The sequence below is a fragment of the Pseudomonas sp. PK-RTE-24 genome, from assembly GCF_054052265.1.
Map to the genome: position 1 here is coordinate 599,163 of NZ_CM133224.1, position 20,115 is coordinate 619,277.

At 62.2% G+C, this 20,115-nt stretch carries 13 protein-coding genes and 1 pseudogene; 6 read left to right on the plus strand and 8 right to left on the minus strand.

What is annotated here, in order from left to right; all coding sequences use genetic code 11:
* The first annotated feature begins 190 nt into the window (after positions 1 to 190).
* From ACV8MC_RS02725 to ACV8MC_RS02740, 4 genes are all read left to right on the plus strand, one after another.
* The gene (locus ACV8MC_RS02725) at positions 191 to 2,506 is read left to right on the plus strand and encodes a TonB-dependent receptor (RefSeq protein ID WP_457264382.1); all 2,316 of its coding nucleotides are present in this window, start codon (positions 191 to 193) and stop codon (positions 2,504 to 2,506) included.
* A 235-nt stretch (positions 2,507 to 2,741) separates the two neighbouring features.
* Positions 2,742 to 5,270, plus strand: a complete 2,529-nt coding sequence (locus ACV8MC_RS02730; RefSeq protein WP_457265519.1) for a PepSY domain-containing protein — start codon at positions 2,742 to 2,744, stop codon at positions 5,268 to 5,270.
* Between the two features lie 225 nt (positions 5,271 to 5,495).
* On the plus strand, positions 5,496 to 5,864 hold the full coding sequence (locus tag ACV8MC_RS02735) for an endonuclease domain-containing protein (protein ID WP_150636078.1): 369 nt from the start codon (positions 5,496 to 5,498) through the stop codon (positions 5,862 to 5,864).
* 199 nt (positions 5,865 to 6,063) lie between these two features.
* Positions 6,064 to 6,432 (plus strand): endonuclease domain-containing protein, encoded by a 369-nt coding sequence (locus ACV8MC_RS02740; RefSeq protein WP_252885359.1) that lies wholly within the window; start codon positions 6,064 to 6,066, stop codon positions 6,430 to 6,432.
* 466 nt (positions 6,433 to 6,898) lie between these two features.
* On the opposite strand, the gene ACV8MC_RS02745 is transcribed toward ACV8MC_RS02740, so the two are convergent.
* The 4 genes from ACV8MC_RS02745 to ptsP all read right to left on the minus strand — a co-directional run bounded on the left by ACV8MC_RS02745 (position 6,899) and on the right by ptsP (position 14,159).
* Positions 6,899 to 8,440: an alkaline phosphatase D family protein gene (locus ACV8MC_RS02745; protein ID WP_457264384.1), complete on the minus strand. Its 1,542-nt coding sequence runs from the start codon at positions 8,438 to 8,440 to the stop codon at positions 6,899 to 6,901.
* Positions 8,441 to 8,611: 171 nt separating this feature from the next.
* Positions 8,612 to 10,345: a PTS fructose-like transporter subunit IIB gene (locus ACV8MC_RS02750; protein WP_457264386.1), complete on the minus strand. Its 1,734-nt coding sequence runs from the start codon at positions 10,343 to 10,345 to the stop codon at positions 8,612 to 8,614.
* Between the two features lie 11 nt (positions 10,346 to 10,356).
* The gene (pfkB, locus tag ACV8MC_RS02755) at positions 10,357 to 11,298 is read right to left on the minus strand and encodes a 1-phosphofructokinase (protein WP_150743380.1); all 942 of its coding nucleotides are present in this window, start codon (positions 11,296 to 11,298) and stop codon (positions 10,357 to 10,359) included.
* Positions 11,298 to 14,159 (minus strand): phosphoenolpyruvate--protein phosphotransferase, encoded by a 2,862-nt coding sequence (gene ptsP / locus ACV8MC_RS02760; protein WP_252885355.1) that lies wholly within the window; start codon positions 14,157 to 14,159, stop codon positions 11,298 to 11,300. Before ptsP ends, pfkB begins: the two co-directional genes overlap by 1 nt.
* A gap of 305 nt (positions 14,160 to 14,464) precedes the next feature.
* Between ptsP and cra the strand changes: the two genes are divergently transcribed.
* Positions 14,465 to 15,460, plus strand: a complete 996-nt coding sequence (cra, locus tag ACV8MC_RS02765) for a catabolite repressor/activator (RefSeq protein ID WP_016771742.1) — start codon at positions 14,465 to 14,467, stop codon at positions 15,458 to 15,460.
* Between the two features lie 3 nt (positions 15,461 to 15,463).
* Positions 15,464 to 16,240, plus strand: coding sequence for a TatD family hydrolase (locus tag ACV8MC_RS02770; protein WP_256809567.1), 777 nt, complete (start codon positions 15,464 to 15,466; stop codon positions 16,238 to 16,240).
* Between the two features lie 122 nt (positions 16,241 to 16,362).
* On the opposite strand, the gene ACV8MC_RS02775 is transcribed toward ACV8MC_RS02770, so the two are convergent.
* From ACV8MC_RS02775 to ampD, 4 genes and pseudogenes are all read right to left on the minus strand, one after another.
* A complete protein-coding gene (locus ACV8MC_RS02775) occupies positions 16,363 to 17,292 on the minus strand; it encodes a methyl-accepting chemotaxis protein (protein ID WP_371915159.1) in 930 nt (309 codons plus the stop codon).
* Positions 17,269 to 18,360: pseudogene (locus ACV8MC_RS02780) on the minus strand (methyl-accepting chemotaxis protein); the annotation flags it as partial. The pseudogene ACV8MC_RS02780 and the gene ACV8MC_RS02775, both read right to left, overlap by 24 nt.
* 298 nt (positions 18,361 to 18,658) lie before the next feature.
* Entirely contained in the window at positions 18,659 to 19,498 is an 840-nt protein-coding gene (gene ampE, locus ACV8MC_RS02785) for a regulatory signaling modulator protein AmpE (RefSeq protein ID WP_041477938.1), read from the minus strand.
* Positions 19,495 to 20,055: a 1,6-anhydro-N-acetylmuramyl-L-alanine amidase AmpD gene (gene ampD, locus ACV8MC_RS02790; RefSeq protein WP_122747368.1), complete on the minus strand. Its 561-nt coding sequence runs from the start codon at positions 20,053 to 20,055 to the stop codon at positions 19,495 to 19,497. Before ampD ends, ampE begins: the two co-directional genes overlap by 4 nt.
* Positions 20,056 to 20,115 lie beyond the last annotated feature (60 nt).

A 20,115-nucleotide genomic window follows, 5' to 3' on the forward strand; every position in this document is an offset into this window, starting at 1 on the left:
GCAAGAAGGCGGCAATGGTATTGATTCTTATTGACCGTGTAAAACCCCCAAGACGGATGAACAAGCAGAAACCGTAAGGGCAAATTGTAAAGAATGTAAATTCAATGCGAATAACAATGTTTCGCAATTGATACGAATACCTGTTTACCCTATATTCCGCCGCCTCAAATCCTTGGGGAGGGGAATAAAAATGGCACGTCAACACGCACAATTACCGGTCAGTTCACCACGTCTGCTCGCCTCGGCAATCGGTGTCGCAATCACCGCCGGCTCCGCTGGGCAGATGGTCTTCGCGGCGGAAAAAACCGAGAGCAAAACTTCCGGCAACGCCATTGCCCTGGATGCCACCGCCATCACTGGTGAAGCCCAGGACTCGACCTCCTATCAGGTCGAAAAAGCCTCCTCGCCCAAGTACACCGCGCCGCTGGTCGACACGCCGCGCTCGGTCACCGTCATCCCGCAGCAAGTGCTCAAGGACACCGGCGCGCTGAACATGCAGGACGCGCTGCGCACTGTGCCGGGCATCACCTTCGGCGCCGGTGAAGGCGGCAACCCGCAGGGCGATCGCCCGTTCATTCGCGGCTTCGATGCTCAGGGTGACACTTACCTGGACGGCGTGCGCGACACCGGTTCGCAGAGCCGCGAAATCTTCGCCGTGGAAAACATCGAAGTCAGCAAAGGCCCGAACTCGGCGATTGGCGGTCGCGGCGCGGCCGGCGGCAGCATCAACCTGGTGAGCAAGAAAGCGCACCTGGGCAACTCGTTCGACGGCGGCTTCACCTACGGCTCCGACCAGACCCAGCGCTACACACTCGACGGCAACTATCAGTTCAGCGACAGCGCTGCCGGCCGTCTCAACCTGATGAGCCACGAGAGCAACGTCGCCGGTCGCGACAAGGTCGATTACGACCGTTGGGGCATCGCGCCGTCGCTGGCCTTCGGCCTGGGCACCGATACCCGCGTCAACCTCGACTACTACCATCTGGAAAGCAACGACACCCCGGACTCGGGCATCCCGTACACCATTCCCACCGGTGGTTCGGCCGCACGCACCAAGTCCAACCCGGACAAGCCGTACGCCGGTGGCGATCACGACAACTTCTATGGTCTGGATCGTGACTTCCGCAAGGGCCGCACCGACACCGCGACCTTCGCCATCGAGCACGACCTCAACGACGCGCTGACTATCAAGAACACCCTGCGCCACGGCAGCAGCATGCAGGATTACATTCTCACCCAGCCGGACGACAGCAAGGGCAACGTCAACAACGGCAGCGTCTGGCGTCGGGCCAACACGCGGGTGAGCAACACCGAAACCACCACCAACCAGACCGACCTGTTCGGCACCTTCTACGTGGCCGGTTTCAAGAACAGCTTCTCCACCGGTGTCGAATACACCCGTGAGCAGAGCGAGAAATCCTCGTACAACGTCAACACCGACACCACGCCGCGCACCAGCGCCGTCACCACCAACTGCAACCCGGGCCTGATCGGCGCCGCCAGCGGTTACAACTGCACCTCGCTGTCGAACCCGAATCCGAACGATCCGTGGAACGGCGCAATCTCGCGCAACTACGCCGGCACCGACACCCAGGCCGACACCTACGCGCTGTACGTGTTCGACACGCTGGAATTGTCCGAGCAATGGCTGGTGAACATGGGCCTGCGCTACGACCACTTCGACACCGATTACAAAACTTACAACGCCGCTGGCCGCACCACCTCCAAGGGCGATGACACCAGCGAATTCGTCACCGGTCAGTTCGGCGTGGTCTACAAGCCGGCGGAAAACGGCAGCATCTACGCCTCTTATGCGACCTCGGCGACACCGCCGGGCAACACCTTGGGCGAAGGTCAGGAAGGCAACCCGCTGGGCGGCACACCGGATCGCAGCGGCAACCTGCTGAGCAGCGACATGGAGCCGGAAACCACCAAGAACTACGAGATCGGCACCAAGTGGGATCTGCTCAATGACCGCCTGTCGCTGACCGCCGACATCTTCCGCACCGAGAAGGAAAACGCTCGCGTGCAAGTCGACACCAGCTCCTACGAGAACGCCGGCAAGACCCGCGTGCAAGGCTTCGAACTGTCGGCCAGCGGCATGATCACCGACAAATGGCAAGTCTTCGCCGGTTACGCCTTCATGGACAGCGAACAGGTTGACGGTGGTCCGTTGGGTCGCGCCAACGACGGCAACGATCTGCCGAACACGCCGAAAAACAGCGCCAGCCTGTGGACCACGTACCAGGTCACGCCAAAGCTGACGATCGGTGGTGGCGCGTTCTACGTCGACGACGTCTACGGCAGTGTCGCCAACACGACGATGGTCGATTCGTACGTGCGTTACGACGCGATGGCGGCCTACAAGCTGACCAAGAACGTCGACCTGCAACTCAACGTGCAGAACCTGACCGACGAAACCTATTACGACAAAGCCTTCTCGACCCACTTCGCCAACCAGGCGGCGGGACGTACGGCGCTGTTGAGCACCAATTTCCACTTCTGACCGATGTGAAAACCTGTGGGAGCGAGCCTGCTCGCGAAGGCAATCTTTCAGCAACATCGATGCTGACTGACACACCGCTTTCGCGAGCAGGCTCGCTCCCACAGGGAATGCGCCGCGAGGCTCGGCCCTGTTCATTCAGTTGAACGGGGCTTTCGTGTGTTACGCAAAACGCTTCTTGATAACCCACGGCATAATGCGCGCCGTGATGACAATTTCCGAACGGACGGCGAGTGACGTGTTGAAGAAAACCCTGTTCCAGTTGCACTGGTTTTTTGGCATCACCGCAGGGCTGGTGCTGGCCCTGATGGGCATCACCGGCGCGGCCTATTCGTTTCAGGACGAGATCCTGCGCGCGCTCAATCCGTCCGTTCTGCAGGTGGAAAAACAGGTCGCCGGCGTGCTGCCGCCAGTGGAACTGGTGGAGCGCATCGAAGCTGCGTCCGGCAAGAAAGTCGCGATGCTCTGGGTCGAGACCGACAGCGGTCACGCCGCACGGGTGTTCTTCACCCCGCCCAAGGGCGAACGACGTGGCGAAATGCGCTACTTCGACCCGTACACCGCCGAGTTCAAGGGCGATGCCACCGGCCAGGACTTCTTCGGCCTGATGTTGCAACTGCACCGTTTTCTCGCCATGGGCGACACCGGGCGCAACATCACCGGCGCCTGCACCTTGATGCTGTTGTTCTTCTGCCTCTCCGGCCTGTATCTGCGCTGGCCACGCCAGTGGAACAGCTGGCGCGTGTGGTTGACCCTGGACTGGAAAAAGAAGGGCCGCGCGTTCAATTGGGATCTGCACTCGGTGGCCGGCACTTGGTGTTTGCTGGTGTATCTGCTGCTGGCGTTGACCGGCTTGTCATGGTCGTACGAGTGGTACAACAAGGGTCTGACCCGACTGCTTTCCGACGCGCCGCAAAACGAACGCGTACGCGGCGGTCGCGGCCCGGCGCCGGAAGGTCCGGCACCGACCGCCGACTACTCAGCGATGTGGAGCAGCATCTACAGCGCTGCCGGCCCGGGTCTGGCCGCGTACAACATTCGCATGCCGGCAGTGGCCGGCCAGCCGGCGACGGTGTTCTACCTGCTCGACAGCTCGCCCCATGACCGCGCGCTGAACCAGATCACCCTCGATCCGGCCACCGGCGTAGTCAAACGCGTCGACCGCTATGCCGACAAAAGCTTCAAGGCTCAACTGCTGACCAGCATTTATGCGCTGCACGTCGGCAGCTATTTCGGCCTTGTCGGGCGCATCATCGTGACGATCGCGGCGGTGTGCATGCCGCTGTTTTTCATCACTGGCTGGCTGCTGTATCTGGACCGTCGGCGCAAGAAAAAGCAGATCAAGGATGCCCGCCAAGGCCTCGCGCAACCGTCCACCGAGGCTTCGGCCTGGCTGATCGGTTTCGCCAGTCAAAGTGGTTTCGCCGAACAATTGGCGTGGCAGACCGCCGGACAATTGCAGGCCGCCGGATTGCCGGTCAACGTGCAGCCGCTGGCCAATCTGAGCGAACAGGATCTGCGGGATTCGAACAACGCATTGTTCGTGGTCAGCACCTTCGGCGACGGCGAAGCACCGGACAGCGCGCGTGGTTTCGAGCGCAAAGTGCTGGCCAAGGCCTCGACACTCGACAGCCTCAACTACGCCGTGCTCGGCCTCGGCGATCGGCAGTACGCGCACTTCTGTGGCTTCGCCAAACGCTTGCATCAATGGCTCGGCGAGCACGGCGGCAAGACGCTGTTCGCCCCGGTGGAGGTCGACAGCGCCGACCCCTACGCGCTGCGTCACTGGCAAACGCAACTCGGCCAGCTCACCGGACAGGCGCCGAGCGAAACCTGGCAAGCACCCAGCTACGACAACTGGACGCTGGTGCGGCGCGAACTGATGAACCCCGACAGCAGCGGCGCGCCGGTCTATCTGCTCGGCCTCAAAGCCCCGGACACCCGCAGCTGGCTGGCCGGTGACCTGGTCGAAGTGCTGCCACGCAATTGCCCGTGGGCCATCGAGCATTTCCTCGACGGCCTCGGCATCCGTGGCGAAACACCGGTGAAGGTCAACGGCATCGACGAACCACTGGAAGTGGCCCTCGCCTCACGGCAACTGCCCGAACACCGCGCGCATCTGGTCGGCCTGCATGCGCAGTCGCTGGTCGACGCGATGGTGCCGCTGGCCATGCGCGAATACTCCATCGCCTCGATTGCCGCTGACGGCGTGCTGGAGCTGATCGTGCGTCAGGAACAGCACAGCGACGGCAGCCTCGGCATCGGCTCCGGCTGGCTCACCGAGCATGCGCCTGTGGGCGGCAGTATCAGCTTGCGCGTGCGGCGCAACAGCGGTTTCCATCTGCCGAACGAACCCGTGCCGATGATCCTGCTGGGCAACGGCACAGGCCTCGCCGGCCTGCGCAGCCTGCTCAAGGCACGCATTGCCGATGGTCAGCAACGGCAGTGGCTGCTGTTCGGCGAGCGCAACCGCGAGCGCGACTTCCTCTGCCGCGCCGAGCTCGAGGAGTGGTTGGTCAATGGCGATCTGGCGCGGCTGGATCTGGCGTTTTCGCGGGATCAGGCTGAGAAGGTTTATGTGCAGGATCGCTTGCGTGAGTCGGCGGATGAACTGAAGAAGTGGTTGGCTGATGGTGCCGTCATTTATATCTGCGGCAGCCTTCAAGGGATGGCCTCAGGCGTAGACCAGGCGCTCAACGATATCCTCGGCAGCGCCGAAGTCGAACGCCTGATCGAACAGGGCCGCTACCGCCGGGATGTTTACTAACGCCTGCGAAAACCCCCTCACCCTAGCCCTCTCCCAATGGGAGAGGGGACCGATTGGGGGATGCTCGAGATCGACGCCGACCTGAGCGTTCTTCACTGAATCCATAGCCATAATCACCTCGGTCGGCTCCCTCTCCCTCTGGGAGAGGGCTGGGCGGGCGGCGTTCCGATGAGGGAAATGGGCTACTGTTAAATCTCCACTCAACTTCACAAGGACCGTGAAGCCATGCCAAGCCGCCCGACCCTCGCCCAATTCGCCCGCCACTTGCGCACCAACCAGACAGATTGCGAACACCTGCTCTGGCAGCGCCTGCGTTCCCGGCAGATCGCCAACCTGAAATTTCGCCGACAGTTTCCATGTCCGCCGTTTGTGCTGGATTTTTATTGTGTAGAGTTGAGATTGGCGATTGAGCTGGATGGTGGCCAGCACTATGAGACGGCCGGGGTGCTTCACGATCGGCGCCGGTCGAACTTCCTGTCTCAACAAGGCATCGACGTCGTGCGATTCAGCAATCTTGAGGTGCTTCAGCAGATGGATGATGTGTTGGAGCAGATCATCAGAATTGCGGCAGAGCGGAAAATGCCCTCACCCTAGCCCTCTCCCAGAGGGAGAGGGGACCGATTGGGGGATGCTCGAGATCGACGCCGACCTGAGCGTTCTTCACTGAATCCATAGCCATAATCACCTCGGTCGGCTCCCTCTCCTCCTGGGAGAGAGCTGGGCGGGCCGCGTTCCGATGAGGGAAATGGGCTACTGTTAAATCTCCACTCAACTTCACAAGGACCGTGAAGCCATGCCAAGCCGCCCTACCCTCGCCCAATTCGCCCGCCACTTGCGCACCGACCAGACAGATTGCGAACACCTGCTCTGGCAGCGCCTGCGTTCCCGGCAGATAGCCAACCTGAAATTTCGCCGACAGTTTCCATGTCCGCCGTTTGTGCTGGATTTTTATTGTGTAGAGTTGAGATTGTCGATTGAGCTGGATGGTGGCCAGCATTATGAGACGGCCGGGGTGGTTCACGATCGGCGCCGGTCGAACTTCCTGTCTCAACAAGGCATCGACGTCGTGCGATTCAGCAATCTTGAGGTGCTTCAGCAGATGGATGATGTGTTGGAGCAGATCATCAGAATTGCGGCAGAGCGGAAAATGCCCTCACCCTAGCCCTCTCCCAGAGGGAGAGGGGACTGATTGGGGGATGCTCGAGATCGACGCCGACCTGAGCGTTCTTCACTGAATCCAAAGCCATAATCACCTCGGTCTTCCAGGTCGATGCATAGCGCAAGACACCTCAGTCGGCCCTCTCCCTCCCAGAGGGCGAGGTGACTGATTGGGTGATGCTTGAAATCGACGCCGACCTGAGCGTTCTTCACTGAATCCAAAGCCACAATCACCTCGGTCTTCCAGGTCGATGCATGACGCAAGACACTTCGGTCGGCCCTCTCCCTCCCAGAGGGCGAGGTGACTGATTGGGTGATGCTTGAAATCGACGCCGACCTGAGCGTTCTTCACTGAATCCAAAGCCACAATCACCTCGGTCTTCGAGGTCGATGCTTAACGCGAGACACCTCGGTCGGCTCCCTCTCCCTCCGGGAGAGGGCTGGGGTGAGGGGCTTTTGATCCAGCGTGATTAAACAGGCTGCAACTTCTGCTCAAACACTGCTACACCATCCAGATCCCGCAACACCACGCTCATCTCGCCGCTCTGCCCTTCGATATTCACCTCACCAAAAAACTGAAACCCGGCAAACGGCGAAGTGTTCTGTGCGGGCGGTGCTTTCTCGAACACCACCTCTGGGCCAAACGTCTTGTCCAACGGATTCGGCCCGAAACTGCCGGCGTTCAACGGTCCGGCAACAAATTCCCAGAACGGTTCGAAATCCTGAAACGCCGCGCGGTCCGGATGATAGTGATGCGCCGCGCAGTAGTGCACGTCCGCCGTCAGAAACACGAAATTGCGCACCTGCTGCGCGCGCAGGAATCCGAGCAGCTCGGCGATTTCCAGCTCTCGCCCCTGCGCCGGGCCGGGGTCGCCGTTGGCCACGGCTTCCCAACGCGCAACGCCCGCACTGACCTCGCCGTCCGGCACGCCAAGGCCGATGGGCATGTCGGCGGCGATGACTTTCCACTGCGCCTTCGACGCATGCAATTCACGCTTGAGCCAGTCCAGTTGCTCACGGCCGAGAAACGGTTTTGCCGCGCCCAGGTTGGCATCGTTGGCTTCGCGATAGCTGCGCATATCCAGCACGAATACGTCGAGCATCGGCCCGTAACTGAGCTTGCGATAAATCCGCCCGCCGCCGTCCGCCGCTTGCAAACGCATCGGCGCATATTCCAGCCACGCCTGCCGCGCGCGGCCGACCAGCTTGTGGATATCTTTCTCCTGATAGCGCTCATCCAGCTGCTTGCCCGGTGACCAGTTGTTGACCACTTCGTGATCGTCCCACTGCCAGATCTGCGGCACTTCGGCGTTGAAGCGGCGGATGTTTTCGTCCATCAGGTTGTAGCGATAGTTGCCGCGATAATCGTCGAGGGTCTGCGCGACTTTGCTTTTGGCTTCAGTGGTGACATTGCGCCAGATGCGCCCGCTTTCCGTGGTCAGTTGCGCGGGCACCGGGCCGTCGGCGTAGATGGTGTCGCCGCTGTGAATAAAGAAGTCCGGCAGGCGCAGGCGCATGGCTTCGTAGATGCGCATGCCGCCGATGTCCGGGTTGATCCCGAAGCCTTGGCCTACGGTGTCACCGCTCCAGACAAAACGGATGTCGCGTTTTGTCGTTGGCACGCTGCGCAGATGGCCGAACCACGGTTCGCTGGCGACGCCGCTCTGGGCGTCTTCGAAGTGCACGCGATAGAAAATTGCCTGGTTGGCCGGCAGGCCGGTGAGTTCGACGCGGGCGGTGAAATCGCTGCGCGCATCGGCCAGTGGCGAGACGAATTTGCGCGGGTTGCCGAACAGGCTGCCGGTGTCCCACTCCACCACCATGCGCGCCGGGCGATCGCTGCGGCTCCAGATCATCGCGCGGTCGCCGAGCAGGTCGCCGGACTGCACGCCGTCGGTGAGCTGCGGACGATCCTTGACCGAGGCAATCACCGCCGGCGCCAGCCCCGGCAGCAACAGCCCGGCGCCGACCGCTTGCATGACGCGACGCCGACCGAGATTGAAATCGCTCATGGTGTTCTCCCTGCAAAAGGGAAAACTTAAGCACGGGTGTATGAACCCGCTATGACAATGCAGACTCCTGTGGGAGCGAGCCTGCTCGCGAAAGCGTCCTGCCAGCTACCACATCTTCAGCTGACACTCCGCTTTCGCGAGCAGGCTCGCTCCCACAGGGTTTGGCGGGTGTCAGGCGTTGACGGGTTCGACTGCCAGTTCGACAGCCTCAGGCCGTTTGAGCAGCGCATACACCACCGCCGTGACCAGGCTCCCCGCAACGATCGCCAGCAGATACAGCAGCGCATGGTTGATCGCATTCGGGATCGCCAGCACGAACAAGCCACCGTGCGGCGCCATCAGTTTGCAGCCGAAGTACATCGACAAGGCACCGGTCAGCGCGCCGCCAGCGATGCTCGCTGGAATCACCCGCAGCGGATCTTTCGCGGCAAACGGAATCGCCCCTTCGGAGATAAAGCACAGGCCCAGCACGAAAGCCGCTTTGCCGGCCTCGCGTTCAGTCTGGGCAAACTTGCGCCGGGCAATGAAGGTGGCGATGCCCAGACCGATCGGCGGCACCATGCCGGCGGCCATGGTCGCGGCCATCGGTGCGTAACTCTGCGAGGCCAGCAGCCCCACCGAAAACGCATAGGCGGCCTTGTTGATCGGCCCGCCGAGGTCGACGCACATCATGCCGCCGAGCAGCACGCCGAGCAGAATTGCGTTGGTGGTGCCCATGCTGTCGAGGAACTGGGTGAGCGCGGCGAGCATGCCGGCGACCGGTTTGCCGACCACGTAAATCATCACCAGGCCGGTCACCAGACTGGCCAGCAACGGGATGATCAGAATCGGCTTCAGCGCTTCCAGGCTCTGCGGCAATTTCACATAGCGGGCGATGGCTTTGGCGGCGTAACCGGCAATGAAACCGGCAATGATCCCGCCGATGAATCCGGCGCCCAGAGTGCCTGCGAGCAAACCGCCGATCATCCCCGGCGCAAGGCCCGGGCGATCGGCGATCGAGTAGGCGATGTAACCGGCGAGTAGCGGCACCATCAGCTTGAACGCGGTGTCGCCGCCGATCTGCATCAACGCCGCCGCCAGCGTGCCTTCTTCCTTGTAAGCGGTGATGCCGAACACGAACGACAATGCGATCAGCAAACCACCCGCCACCACCATTGGCAGCATGTACGACACACCCGTGAGCAGGTGCTTGTAGACGCCGGTTTTCTCGGACTTGGCCGGGGCCTTGCCGTCGCTTGCCGCACTTTCGACAGCGCCTTCGGCCAAGGCTTTTTTCAAAGTCGCTTCAGACTGCTTCAGCGCAACGCCCGTGCCGCAGCGATAGATTTTCTTGCCGGCGAAACGCTCGGTGGCGACGTCGATATCCGCCGCCAGCAACACCACGTCAGCCTCGGCGATGGCCGTTGCGCTGAGTGGTGTTTTCGCGCCGACCGAGCCTTGGGTTTCGACCTGCAATTCATAGCCCAGACGCTTGGCGGTCTGCTGCAACGCTTCGGCGGCCATGAAGGTGTGGGCGACGCCGGTCGGGCAGGCCGTGATGGCGACGATGCGCGGCGCACGTGGCGCATCAATGGCCGGTTCGACTGCGCTGGCCACGTAGACTTCGGCTTCTTCAGCACCGCGACGCAGTACCGCTTCGACATCCTGCAGCGCCTGCGCCGGAGCGATCTGGAACACGCGCTTGCCGACGAAGCGACTCATGTCCACCGCGCCAGTGGTGACCAGCAAGACCCACTCGGCGGCTTCGATGGTCGCCGCCGACAATTCGCGTTCCGGGTGTGCCGGATCGACCACTTCAACGCTGGTGCTCCAGCCCTGGCGCTGCGCCGCTGCATCGAGCAGGCGCGCGCACAGCACACTGGTGACCATGCCGTTCGGGCAAGCCGTAACAATGGCTAACTTCATCACAAACCCTCTTATTGTTCTGTCAGGGGGCGCACGCGCACGCCCTGTTCGAGCTGCGCCAGTTGCGCAGCGTCGTTGATGCCAAAACCGATCTGGGTCACCGCCATTGCCGCAATCGCGGTGGCGGTGCGCAGGGTTTGCTCCGGCGTATCAGCACTGAGCAGACCGTGGAGCATGCCAGCCAGCAATGAATCGCCGGCACCGACCGTGCTGGCCACGCTGACTTTCGGCGGCGAGGCATGCAGGGCCGAGCCGACACTGAACCAGTTGACCCCGTCAGCGCCGTGAGAGATCACCACGTGCTCGATGCCTTGCGCATGCAAACGTGCGGCGGCTTGTGCTTCGGCGATCGGCGACACCACTTCGCAGCCGAGGGCGTGGGCCAATTCTTCGGTGTTCGGTTTGATCAGCCAGGGGCTGGCCTGCAACGCGGCGCGCAAAGCCTCACCGCTGGAATCAAGGGCGACTTTCAAGCCGAGCGCGTTCAGCCGTTCAATCAGCTCGCGCAACCATTGCGCAGTGACGCCACGCGGCAGACTGCCGGCGACCACCACCGCATCGTGCCCCGGTGCGATCTGCAGCAAGCGATCAAGCAAAGCTTGCTGCGCCATTGCATCGACCATTGGCCCCGGACCGTTGATGTCGGTAATGCGCCCGTCCTGTTCGGCGACCTTGATGTTGCTGCGCGTCTCGCCCGGCACGCGGATGAACGCGTCGATAAAACCACGCTTGGCGAACAGGGTTTCGAACGCTTGCAGATTGTCTTCGCCGAGAAAGCCGCTGACGGTGACCTGATGGCCGAGGTCCGCCAGCACCTGGGCGACGTTGACGCCTTTGCCCGCAGCGTGGGTGTGCATCTCCTCGCTGCGATTGACCTGACCGGCATCCAGCCGTGACAGCTCGACGGTGAGGTCGAGTGCCGGGTTGAGGGTCAGGGTGAGAATCTTGGCCATTACAGGGCCTCCACTAATGCGCGCACTTCATTCGCGCTGCCCACGGCCAGGGCCTGTTGAGCGAGGGTTTGCGCCTGGGGCAGGCTGAGTTCACGGATGCGCGCCTTGACTTCGGCAATGCTGCGCCCGGACACGCTGAGCTCGTCGACACCGAGGCCAACCAGCACCGGCACCGCCAGCGGATCCGCCGCCAGCTCGCCGCAGACACCCACCCATTTGCCATGGGCATGGGCGGCACGCACGGTGATGTCGATCAGTTGCAGGACCGCCGGGTGCAAGCCGTCCGCTTGTGCAGACAGCGTCGGATGACCACGGTCGATGGCCAGGGTGTATTGGGTCAGGTCGTTGGTGCCGACGCTGAAGAAATCCACTTCCTTGGCCAGCACTGGCGCAAGCAACGCGGCGGACGGCACCTCGATCATGATCCCCAGTTGCAGGTCGGCGACTGGAATTTCCAAACGCAAGCGTTCGGTCATGTCGCGGGCCTGGCGCCACTCTTCGACGCTGCCGACCATCGGGAACATGATCCGCAGCGGACGGTTGTCGGCCGAACGCAGCAAGGCGCGCAGTTGCGCTTCCATGATCTGCGGCCGCTGCAGGGTCAGGCGAATGCCGCGCACGCCGAGGAACGGGTTTTCTTCCTTGGCGATCGGCCAATACGGCAGCGGTTTGTCGCCGCCGACGTCGAGCGTGCGCACCACCAACGGCCGCCCGGCCAGACCATCGAGGACGCGACGGTATTCGGCTTCCTGGGTCGCCTCATCCGGCGCCTGTGGGTGGGCCATGAAAATCAGTTCGGTGCGCAGCAGGCCAATGCCTTCGGCGCCCTGCTCCACCGCGCTGGTCACGCCTGCGCTTTCGCCGATGTTGGCGAACACTTCGACGGCGTGGCCGTCAGTGGTGTGCGCTGGTTGATGGCGCTGTTCGGCGGCGATCTTCAGGCGTTGCTCGCGGGTGTCTCGTTCTTCGGCGGCACGCTTGAGGGTTGCGGCATCGGCGTCGACATGCAGACGGCCACGCTGACCGTCGAGCAATAGCGGCGTGCCCGGCTCGAGCAACAGCACCGCTGCACCCGCGCCGACCAGCGCTGGAATACCGAGCGCGCGGGCGACGATGGCGCTGTGCGCGGTAGCGCCGCCGCGCGCGGTGAGAATCCCCGCAACCCGCGCAGGATCCAGACGCGCGACATCGGACGGGCCGACTTCGTCCATCACCAGAATGTACGGTTGCTCAGGTTCGTTCGCGGTTTGCACGCCACATAGCTGCGCCAGCACGCGACGGCCGATGTCGCGCAGATCGGCGGCACGCTCGGCGAGCAAAGCGTCCTGCAGCGATTCCTGCTGTTTGGCGGCGGCTTCGATCACCGCCATCCAGGCCGCTTCGGCGCTTTCGCCTTGCTTGAGGCGGGTGTCGACTTCGTCGGTCAGATCCGGGTCGTCGAGCATTTCCTGGTGAGTGATGAAAATCTCGCGGATGGCTTTGGCTTTGCTGCGCTCGATCAAGCCCTGAATGTCGCGGCGCACGTCGCTCAGGGCTTGCTTGAGGCGCTCGCGCTCGATGGCGGCAGATTCGCCGCGCAACGGGTAATCGATGGCTTGCAGCACCTGAATGTGCGCAGGGCCGATGGCGATGCCCGGTGCGGCAGGAATCGCCTGCAACAGGCTGCCGGAGGCCGGGGCGATCAGCACTTCGGCGATGTCGGCGATCACTTCGCGCTGCTGACTCACGGCCGGCAGCGGCTCGACTTCTTCACCGAGGCCTTCTTCAATCGCCGCGAGCAAGGCCGGCAAGGCATCGCTGGCGATGCTCGGTTCGGCAATCAGCTCCAGCACCTGACCGCGGCGGGCGCCGAGGCTCAGCAGTTTGCTCAGGCTTTTCACCGACACGGCACTGTCTTGGCTGTCGACGATGCGCACGCGAATTTCGCCATCAAAACTCTTCGCCAGTTGCGCAAGGATCTTCGCCGGGCGCGCATGCAGACCGTGGGCGTTGGCCAGGGCAATACGCGCGCTCGGCCAGTCGGCGGGCAATTCACCGCCCAGCACTTCGAGGACTTTGCGGCTGCTGGTGGCGCGGCCCAGTTCGTGGCCGCGACCTTCGATCAGCAACGCGCACAAACGCTCGAGCAGCGCCTGATGCGCTTCGCCCAGACTCGCCAGGCAGAAGAGACCGCTAAGCGGCTGGCCGAGGTAGCGCATCGGTTTGTCCGGGGTGACGAACGCCAGCCCCGGACGCTTCACGGTCTGCTCGCTGTGCAACCACCACAGGCCATCACCCAATGGCAGCGCTTCGACTTGCTGCAACACGCCGGCAAAGCCATTGCTCACACATTCGGCCTGACGCAGCAGACGTGCGCCGCGCCAGACCAGTTCTTCGAAATCGTCGGCCGACACGCCGAGGCCGATCATCTGCGCGTCCAGCGCCAGTTCCTGCGGCGCGCCTTGCAGCAGCTTCAGCAGCGCTTCGGGCGAGCTGGCGCGACGCAGGGCCTGGCCCAGATCGGTCTCGCCGAGGGCGCGGGTCAGCAGTTGCAGCAGGCGCAGGTGTTCATCGGATTTCGCCGCGATGCCGATCGCCAGATAAACGATCTGGCCATCGCCCCAATCAACGCCGTCGGGGAACTGCATCAGGCGCACGCCGGTGGCGAATACCTGATCGCGGGTTTCCGGCGTACCGTGGGGAATGGCGATGCCTTGACCGAGAAAGGTCGAGCCCTGGGCTTCCCGGGCCTGCAGGCCGGCGAGGTAGCCGTCGGCAACCAGACCATCGGCGACCAGATGACTGGCCAGCAATTGCAGGGCAGCGGGTTTATCCACGGCCGACTGGCCCATGGATATCTGCTCTATAGTGAGCTCGAGCATGCGATCTCCTTTTTGGCGCAGTTCAACGCCAGGTATTGTTTTGAATGGTTCACAGCTTAGGCGCTCTGCCGCGCTTTTCAGCGGCAGTTTTGGCGGTTTCACGGCAGGACCGGCCAAAGGCGTCTAAAACGTAGAAAATACGCTTGCTGAAACGTTTAATCTAGATTGATCGGCACGTTACTCGATAATGTCTCATCCTTGAAGTCCAACTGGTCGGATCTGCCCAGGCAATAAGTCGACTGCCCTTATCGGGTAGGATTGGCGAAAATGTCGCGGCATGCTCGAAAAAACAAGGAAATACCGGGTTGAAACTCAGTGATATCGCGCGGTTGGCCGGCGTCTCCGTCACCACCGCCAGCTACGTCATCAACGGCAAGGCCGAACAGCAACGCATCAGCAACGCGACCGTCGAGCGCGTGCGCGCGGTGGTCGATCTGCACGGCTTCACGCCCAATCCGCAAGCGGCCGGCCTGCGCAGTCGGCACACGCGCACCTTGGGCTTTATCCTGCCGGATCTGGAAAACCCCAGTTACGCGCGGATCGCCAAGTTGCTCGAACAAGGCGCGCGGGCTCGCGGCTATCAATTGCTGATCGCCAGTTCCGACGATGCGCCGGACAGCGAGCGGCAGTTGCTGCAACTGTTCCGCGCGCGCCGATGCGATGCGCTGATCGTTGCCAGTTGCCTGCCGGCCGGTGATGACAGCTATCGCCAGTTGCAGGCCAAGGGTCTGCCGATCATCGCCATCGACCGGGTCATGGAACCGGAGCATTTCTGCTCGGTGATCAGCGACGACCGCGAGGCCAGCCTGCATCTGACCCAGAGCCTGCTCGATCCGCAGCCAAAGCAGATCGTGCTGCTCGGCGCACGGCCGGAGCTGAGCATCAGCCAGGAGCGTGCTGCCGGTTTCCGCGCAGCGCTCAAAGACTTCAAAGGTGAGGTGCTGGTCGAGCACGCCGAGTCGTTCAGCCGTGAGTGCGGCAAGCAATTGATGGAAGAACTCCTGCAGCGTCTGGGGCATTTGCCTGACGCACTGGTGACCACTTCCTACGTGCTGCTGCAGGGCGTGTTCGATGCGCTGCATGATTTCCCGCTGAAATCGCGGCCGCTGCGCTTGGGCACGTTCGGCGACACGCAGTTGCTGGATTTCCTGCCGTTGCCGGTCAACGCCATGTCCCAGCAACACCAGTTGATCGCCGACAAGGCCCTGGAACTGGCCCTGGCCGCCGTCGAGCAGGACGACTACCAACCGGGCGTGCAAGCCATTGCGCGGACCTTCAAGCAGCGTATTCATCGGGACTGAAGCGTGGAGCTGATCGACAGCCACACCCACCTCGACTTCCCAGACTTCGACGCCGATCGCGCCGAGTTGCTGGCCGAAAGCCGCGCTCTCGGCGTGCGGCGCATCGTCGTGCTGGGCGTGCATCAGGGCAACTGGCAACGGGTGTGGGACCTGGTGCAGAGCGATGCCGACCTGTATGCGGCGTTCGGTCTGCATCCGGTGTTCCTCGATCAGCATCGCTCCGAGGATCTGCTCGCACTGGGTGACTGGCTGACACGCCTGCGCGGGCATCGGCAGTTGTGTGCGGTGGGCGAGATCGGTCTGGATTATTTCATCGAAGACCTCGATCGCGAGCGGCAACAGTCGTTGTTCGAAGCGCAGCTGCAACTGGCGGCGGACTTCGAGCTGCCGGCGCTGATCCACGTACGCCGCAGCCACGCGGCGGTGATCGCCACGCTCAAGCGCTTCAAACTCAAACGCGCCGGCATCATCCACGCCTTCGCCGGCAGCCGCGAGGAAGCGCGGGAATACCTCAAGCTCGGTTTCAAACTGGGCCTCGGCGGCGCACCGACCTGGCCGCAGGCATTGCGCATGCATCGGGTCCTGCCGGAACTGCCGCTGCAATCGGTGGTGCTGGAAACCGACTCACCGGACATGGCCCCCGCCATGTTCCCCGGCCAGCGCAACAGCCCGGCGCATCTGCCGGCGATTTGCGCGGCGCTGGCCGAGCTGATGAATATCACGCCTGAACAACTCGCCGCTGCCAGCACCGCCAACTGCTGCGAAGTCTTCGGCTGGTAACACGTACCCGGGTAGGAGCTGACGAGTGCAACGAGGCTGCGATCTTTTGATCTTCAGAGGCAAAGTCAAAAGATCGCAGCCTCGTTGCACTCGTCAGCTCCTACAGAGGGATGATGTGGGATTCAGACGCGAAACGCGCTGATCAGTTGTTTGAGTTCAACCACCTGCGCCGACAGCGCGCGGCTGGCATCTTCGGTCTGGTGCGCGCCTTGCGCCGTGCGTTCGCCGGCACGGTTGATCTCGACGATATTCTGGTCGATGTCGTGGGCCACGGCGGTCTGCTGTTCGACGGCGGCGGCGATCTGCTGGTTCTGATCGACGATCATGCCCACCGCGCCAAGGATGTTTTCCAGCGCCTGCTGGACCTTCTCCGACTGGCCCACCGTGCCGTTGGCCATCTGATGGCTGACGCCCATGGCCTTCACCGCCGCGCCGACGCCGCCATGCAGTTTGGCGATCATCTGCTCGATTTCTTCGGTCGATTGTTGGGTGCGTTTGGCCAAGGTGCGTACTTCGTCGGCGACCACGGCAAAACCGCGCCCCTGCTCGCCGGCTCGCGCGGCTTCGATCGCCGCATTGAGCGCCAGCAGGTTGGTCTGTTCGGCGATGCTCTTGATCACCTCAAGCACACGGCTGATCGACTGGCTGTCGCTGGCCAGTTGATTGATCACCAGCACCGACTGATCGATTTCGCTGGCCAGCGCGGCAATGCTGCCCTGCTGCGATTCCACCAGCCCGCGTCCGCTGAGGGTTTCGTCGTTGACGCTGTGGGCGCTGCTCACCGCGGCCGCAGCACTGCGGGCGACTTCCATTGAGGTCGCCGACATCTGGTTCATCGCCGTCGCCACTTGTTCGATCTGCGAGCGCTGCCCAGCAACAGCCTGATTGCTCTGCGCCGACACGCTCTCCACCTGCCCGGCCTGCCGCTCGACCTCACCCACGGTATGCCCGACACGTTCGATCAAGTCGTGAATCTTCTTCACCGTACCGTTGAACACCTCGCCCAACTCGCCCAGTTCATCACGGCTGCTGGCCTTGAAGTTGACGGTCATGTCACCGGCCGCGACCTTGTCCATCATCGCGCCCAGGCTTTTCAGGGTGGTCCGGGTCGAGGCGTAGAAACCGCCATAAAGATAGAAAATCAGCACAAACACCACCGACAGCGCAGAGGCTTGCAGAATCATGTGCGTGCGGTTCTGCGCCAGACGCTGCTGCAACTGGCTGTCGAGAAATTTCAGCGTGGCCTGATTGAGCTGGTAGGTGTGTTCCATCAGCCCGGTGACCTGATCGTAGAATGCCTGCCACGGCGCATCGAGGGTATCGGCCATCACCACTTGTTCTTCGAACAGCTCGCTGGCCTGCTTGAGCGAAGCCTTGCTGGTGTCGGCCTGGGCACTGAGGGATTCGCGCGCAGCACTGCTGGAACCGAGGGCGTCTTGCAGTTTCAGGGCGTACTCGGCCTGGAGTTTTTCGATCTGCACCAGCAACTCGTCAAAACGCGTGCTGGAGGAACTGTTGAGAAAGCCCTGGCCCAACGAATACGAACCCATCGCCCGGCCTTCGCCGAGGGTTTGCGTGACGCTAGGGGTAATCAGCGTGACCAGTTCGCTGAGCTGGCGAATGTCGCTCTGGTTGTCGCGGCTCAACCCGGCCTGACTGGTGATGATCTGGCTGAAAATCTGCGCACTGGCCAACAACTTGCCGATCAACGCGCTTTTGCTTTGCAGCGAGCTTTCCGCTTGCTGGGCCTTGAACGCGGCGATCATTTCATCGCGCTTGGCCTCGAATTGCTTGATCTGCTCGGGGTCTTCGGTCATCGCCGTCAGCCCTTCGAGGCGCGCGAGCAAAGCCTGCTCCAGCGTCTGGATCTGCGCTTCGACATTGCCGGCCTTGCCGGACTGGCCGAGGGTGACGTCGATCTGCACCAGATTGTTCAAGGTCTCCAGATCCCGGCGCAGGGTCAGGCTGCTGCCCAGCAGGTCGAGGCTTTGCAGTTCGACGCGGGTGCCCTGAAATTCGCGATAGGAATCGCGTACCAGATAGAAATTGGTCACCAGCATCGGCACCAGGAACAGCACGCTGATCAGGCTGAACTTCATGCCGAAGCTCAGACGGTTCATCAGCGAGACGGCGGGATAGAGCAAGCTCTTCACTGGAAGTCTCCCTTGGTTTTTCTTGTTTTTATTGGCAGGCGCGGGACGAGAGCAGATAGCCACTATCGGGCGCTATCTCTGTATAGCGTAAATCGGCGGGAGGTTTTGTAACTTAAGGTTAATGGCAATGCAGTGATCGCCAAATCAAAAGCAAAAAGATCGTCCGATCGCGGCCCGAGCCTTCGGCAGCTCCTACAGGGAAATGCGTTCCAAGGTAGGAGCTGCCGAAGGCTGCGATCTTTTGATCTTTCTGTAAATCAGCGAATCAGTGAACCAGAACCGTCCACAAGGCAAACCCGGCATACCACAGCACTGCCGCACGCAGCAGCAGTTCCCACAGACAATCGAGGGTGTTGATGCCGTCCGGGCCGACCACTGGCGGTGGAACTTCCCCGGCTGCCAGGCCGACCTTGTTGATCAACTGCGCAGCGCTGATGTTCCAGTTGAGCAGCTCATGCAGCATCACTCGGCTGACCGCGACGAAGTTGCCGACCAACGCAAGACTTGCCGCCAGCAAACGCACCGGCACCCAATCGAAAGCGTGACGCAATTGCGCAGCACGCTCGACCAGCGCCGGATTGCAGCCGTGCTCTTCGGCCAGCGCCAGCAAACGATAGGCCAATGCCGCCACGGGGCCGAGAAGGAAGTACCAGAAGATCACCGCGAAGAAACTCTGATAGGCCTGCCACAGCAGATGCCCTTGCACCCGCTCGAGCAACTGCTCGCCGTTGTCGGCGCAGATATCCAGGTCGCGCTTGGCGACGTGCGCCGCCGCTTGCAGATCCTCACGGCGCCAGGCATCGCGGAACGGGCCGAGGCCGCCGAGCAGATCGCCGCGTCCGAGGCTGTAGATCACCACCAGCAGATGCACCGGCAGCGCCAGCAAACCGTAAGCCACAGGTTCCAGCACCAGCAGCAACAGCGCCAGCAACGCCACCGGGAACAGCACCAGAATCGTCAGCACCAGCCACGGTTGCCTGGCCAGCCGTTTGCTGTTTTCGAGTTTGTGCAGTTCGCGGATCCATCCGCCGTCGCGTTGAAGCCGATGGCGCAGGGCCGAAAACTTCTCGATCCACAGCGCCAGCAGTAACACCAGAAAACTCATTGTCCTTCCTCTTTTGCCAGGGCGGCGCGGTAGCGTGCCCAGTCGAATGCCGGTCCCGGATCGGTCTTGCGCCCCGGCGCGATATCGCTGTGGCCGCAGATGCGCTGATCGGTGATCGCTGGAAAGCGTTTCTGCAACTGCCGGGTCAGCGCAGTCAACGCGCGATATTGCTCGTCGGTGAACGGCAGATCATCGGTGCCTTCCAGCTCGATGCCGACGGAAAAATCGTTGCAGGTTTCACGGCCTTCGAACATCGAAACGCCGGCATGCCACGCGCGCTCCAGACAGGAGACAAACTGGGTGACCTTGCCGTCACGTTCGATCAGAAAATGCGCCGAGACGCGCAGGTCAGCGATGCCTGCAAAGTACGGGTGTTCGGTGACATCCAGACGATTCTGGAAAAATTCCTGCACCTTGCCCGTGGCGAATTGCGCCGGCGGCAGGCTGATGTTGTGGATGACCAACAGGGACACTTCGCCCGCCGGGCGCTCATTGAAGTTGGGCGACGGGCAGATCTGCACGCCATGACACCACCCGCTCGCGGGATCCAACTGCATACCGATTCCTTCAACGCCGACCATGTGGGCGCCCAGTATGCCGCGATCCACCCTCACCGC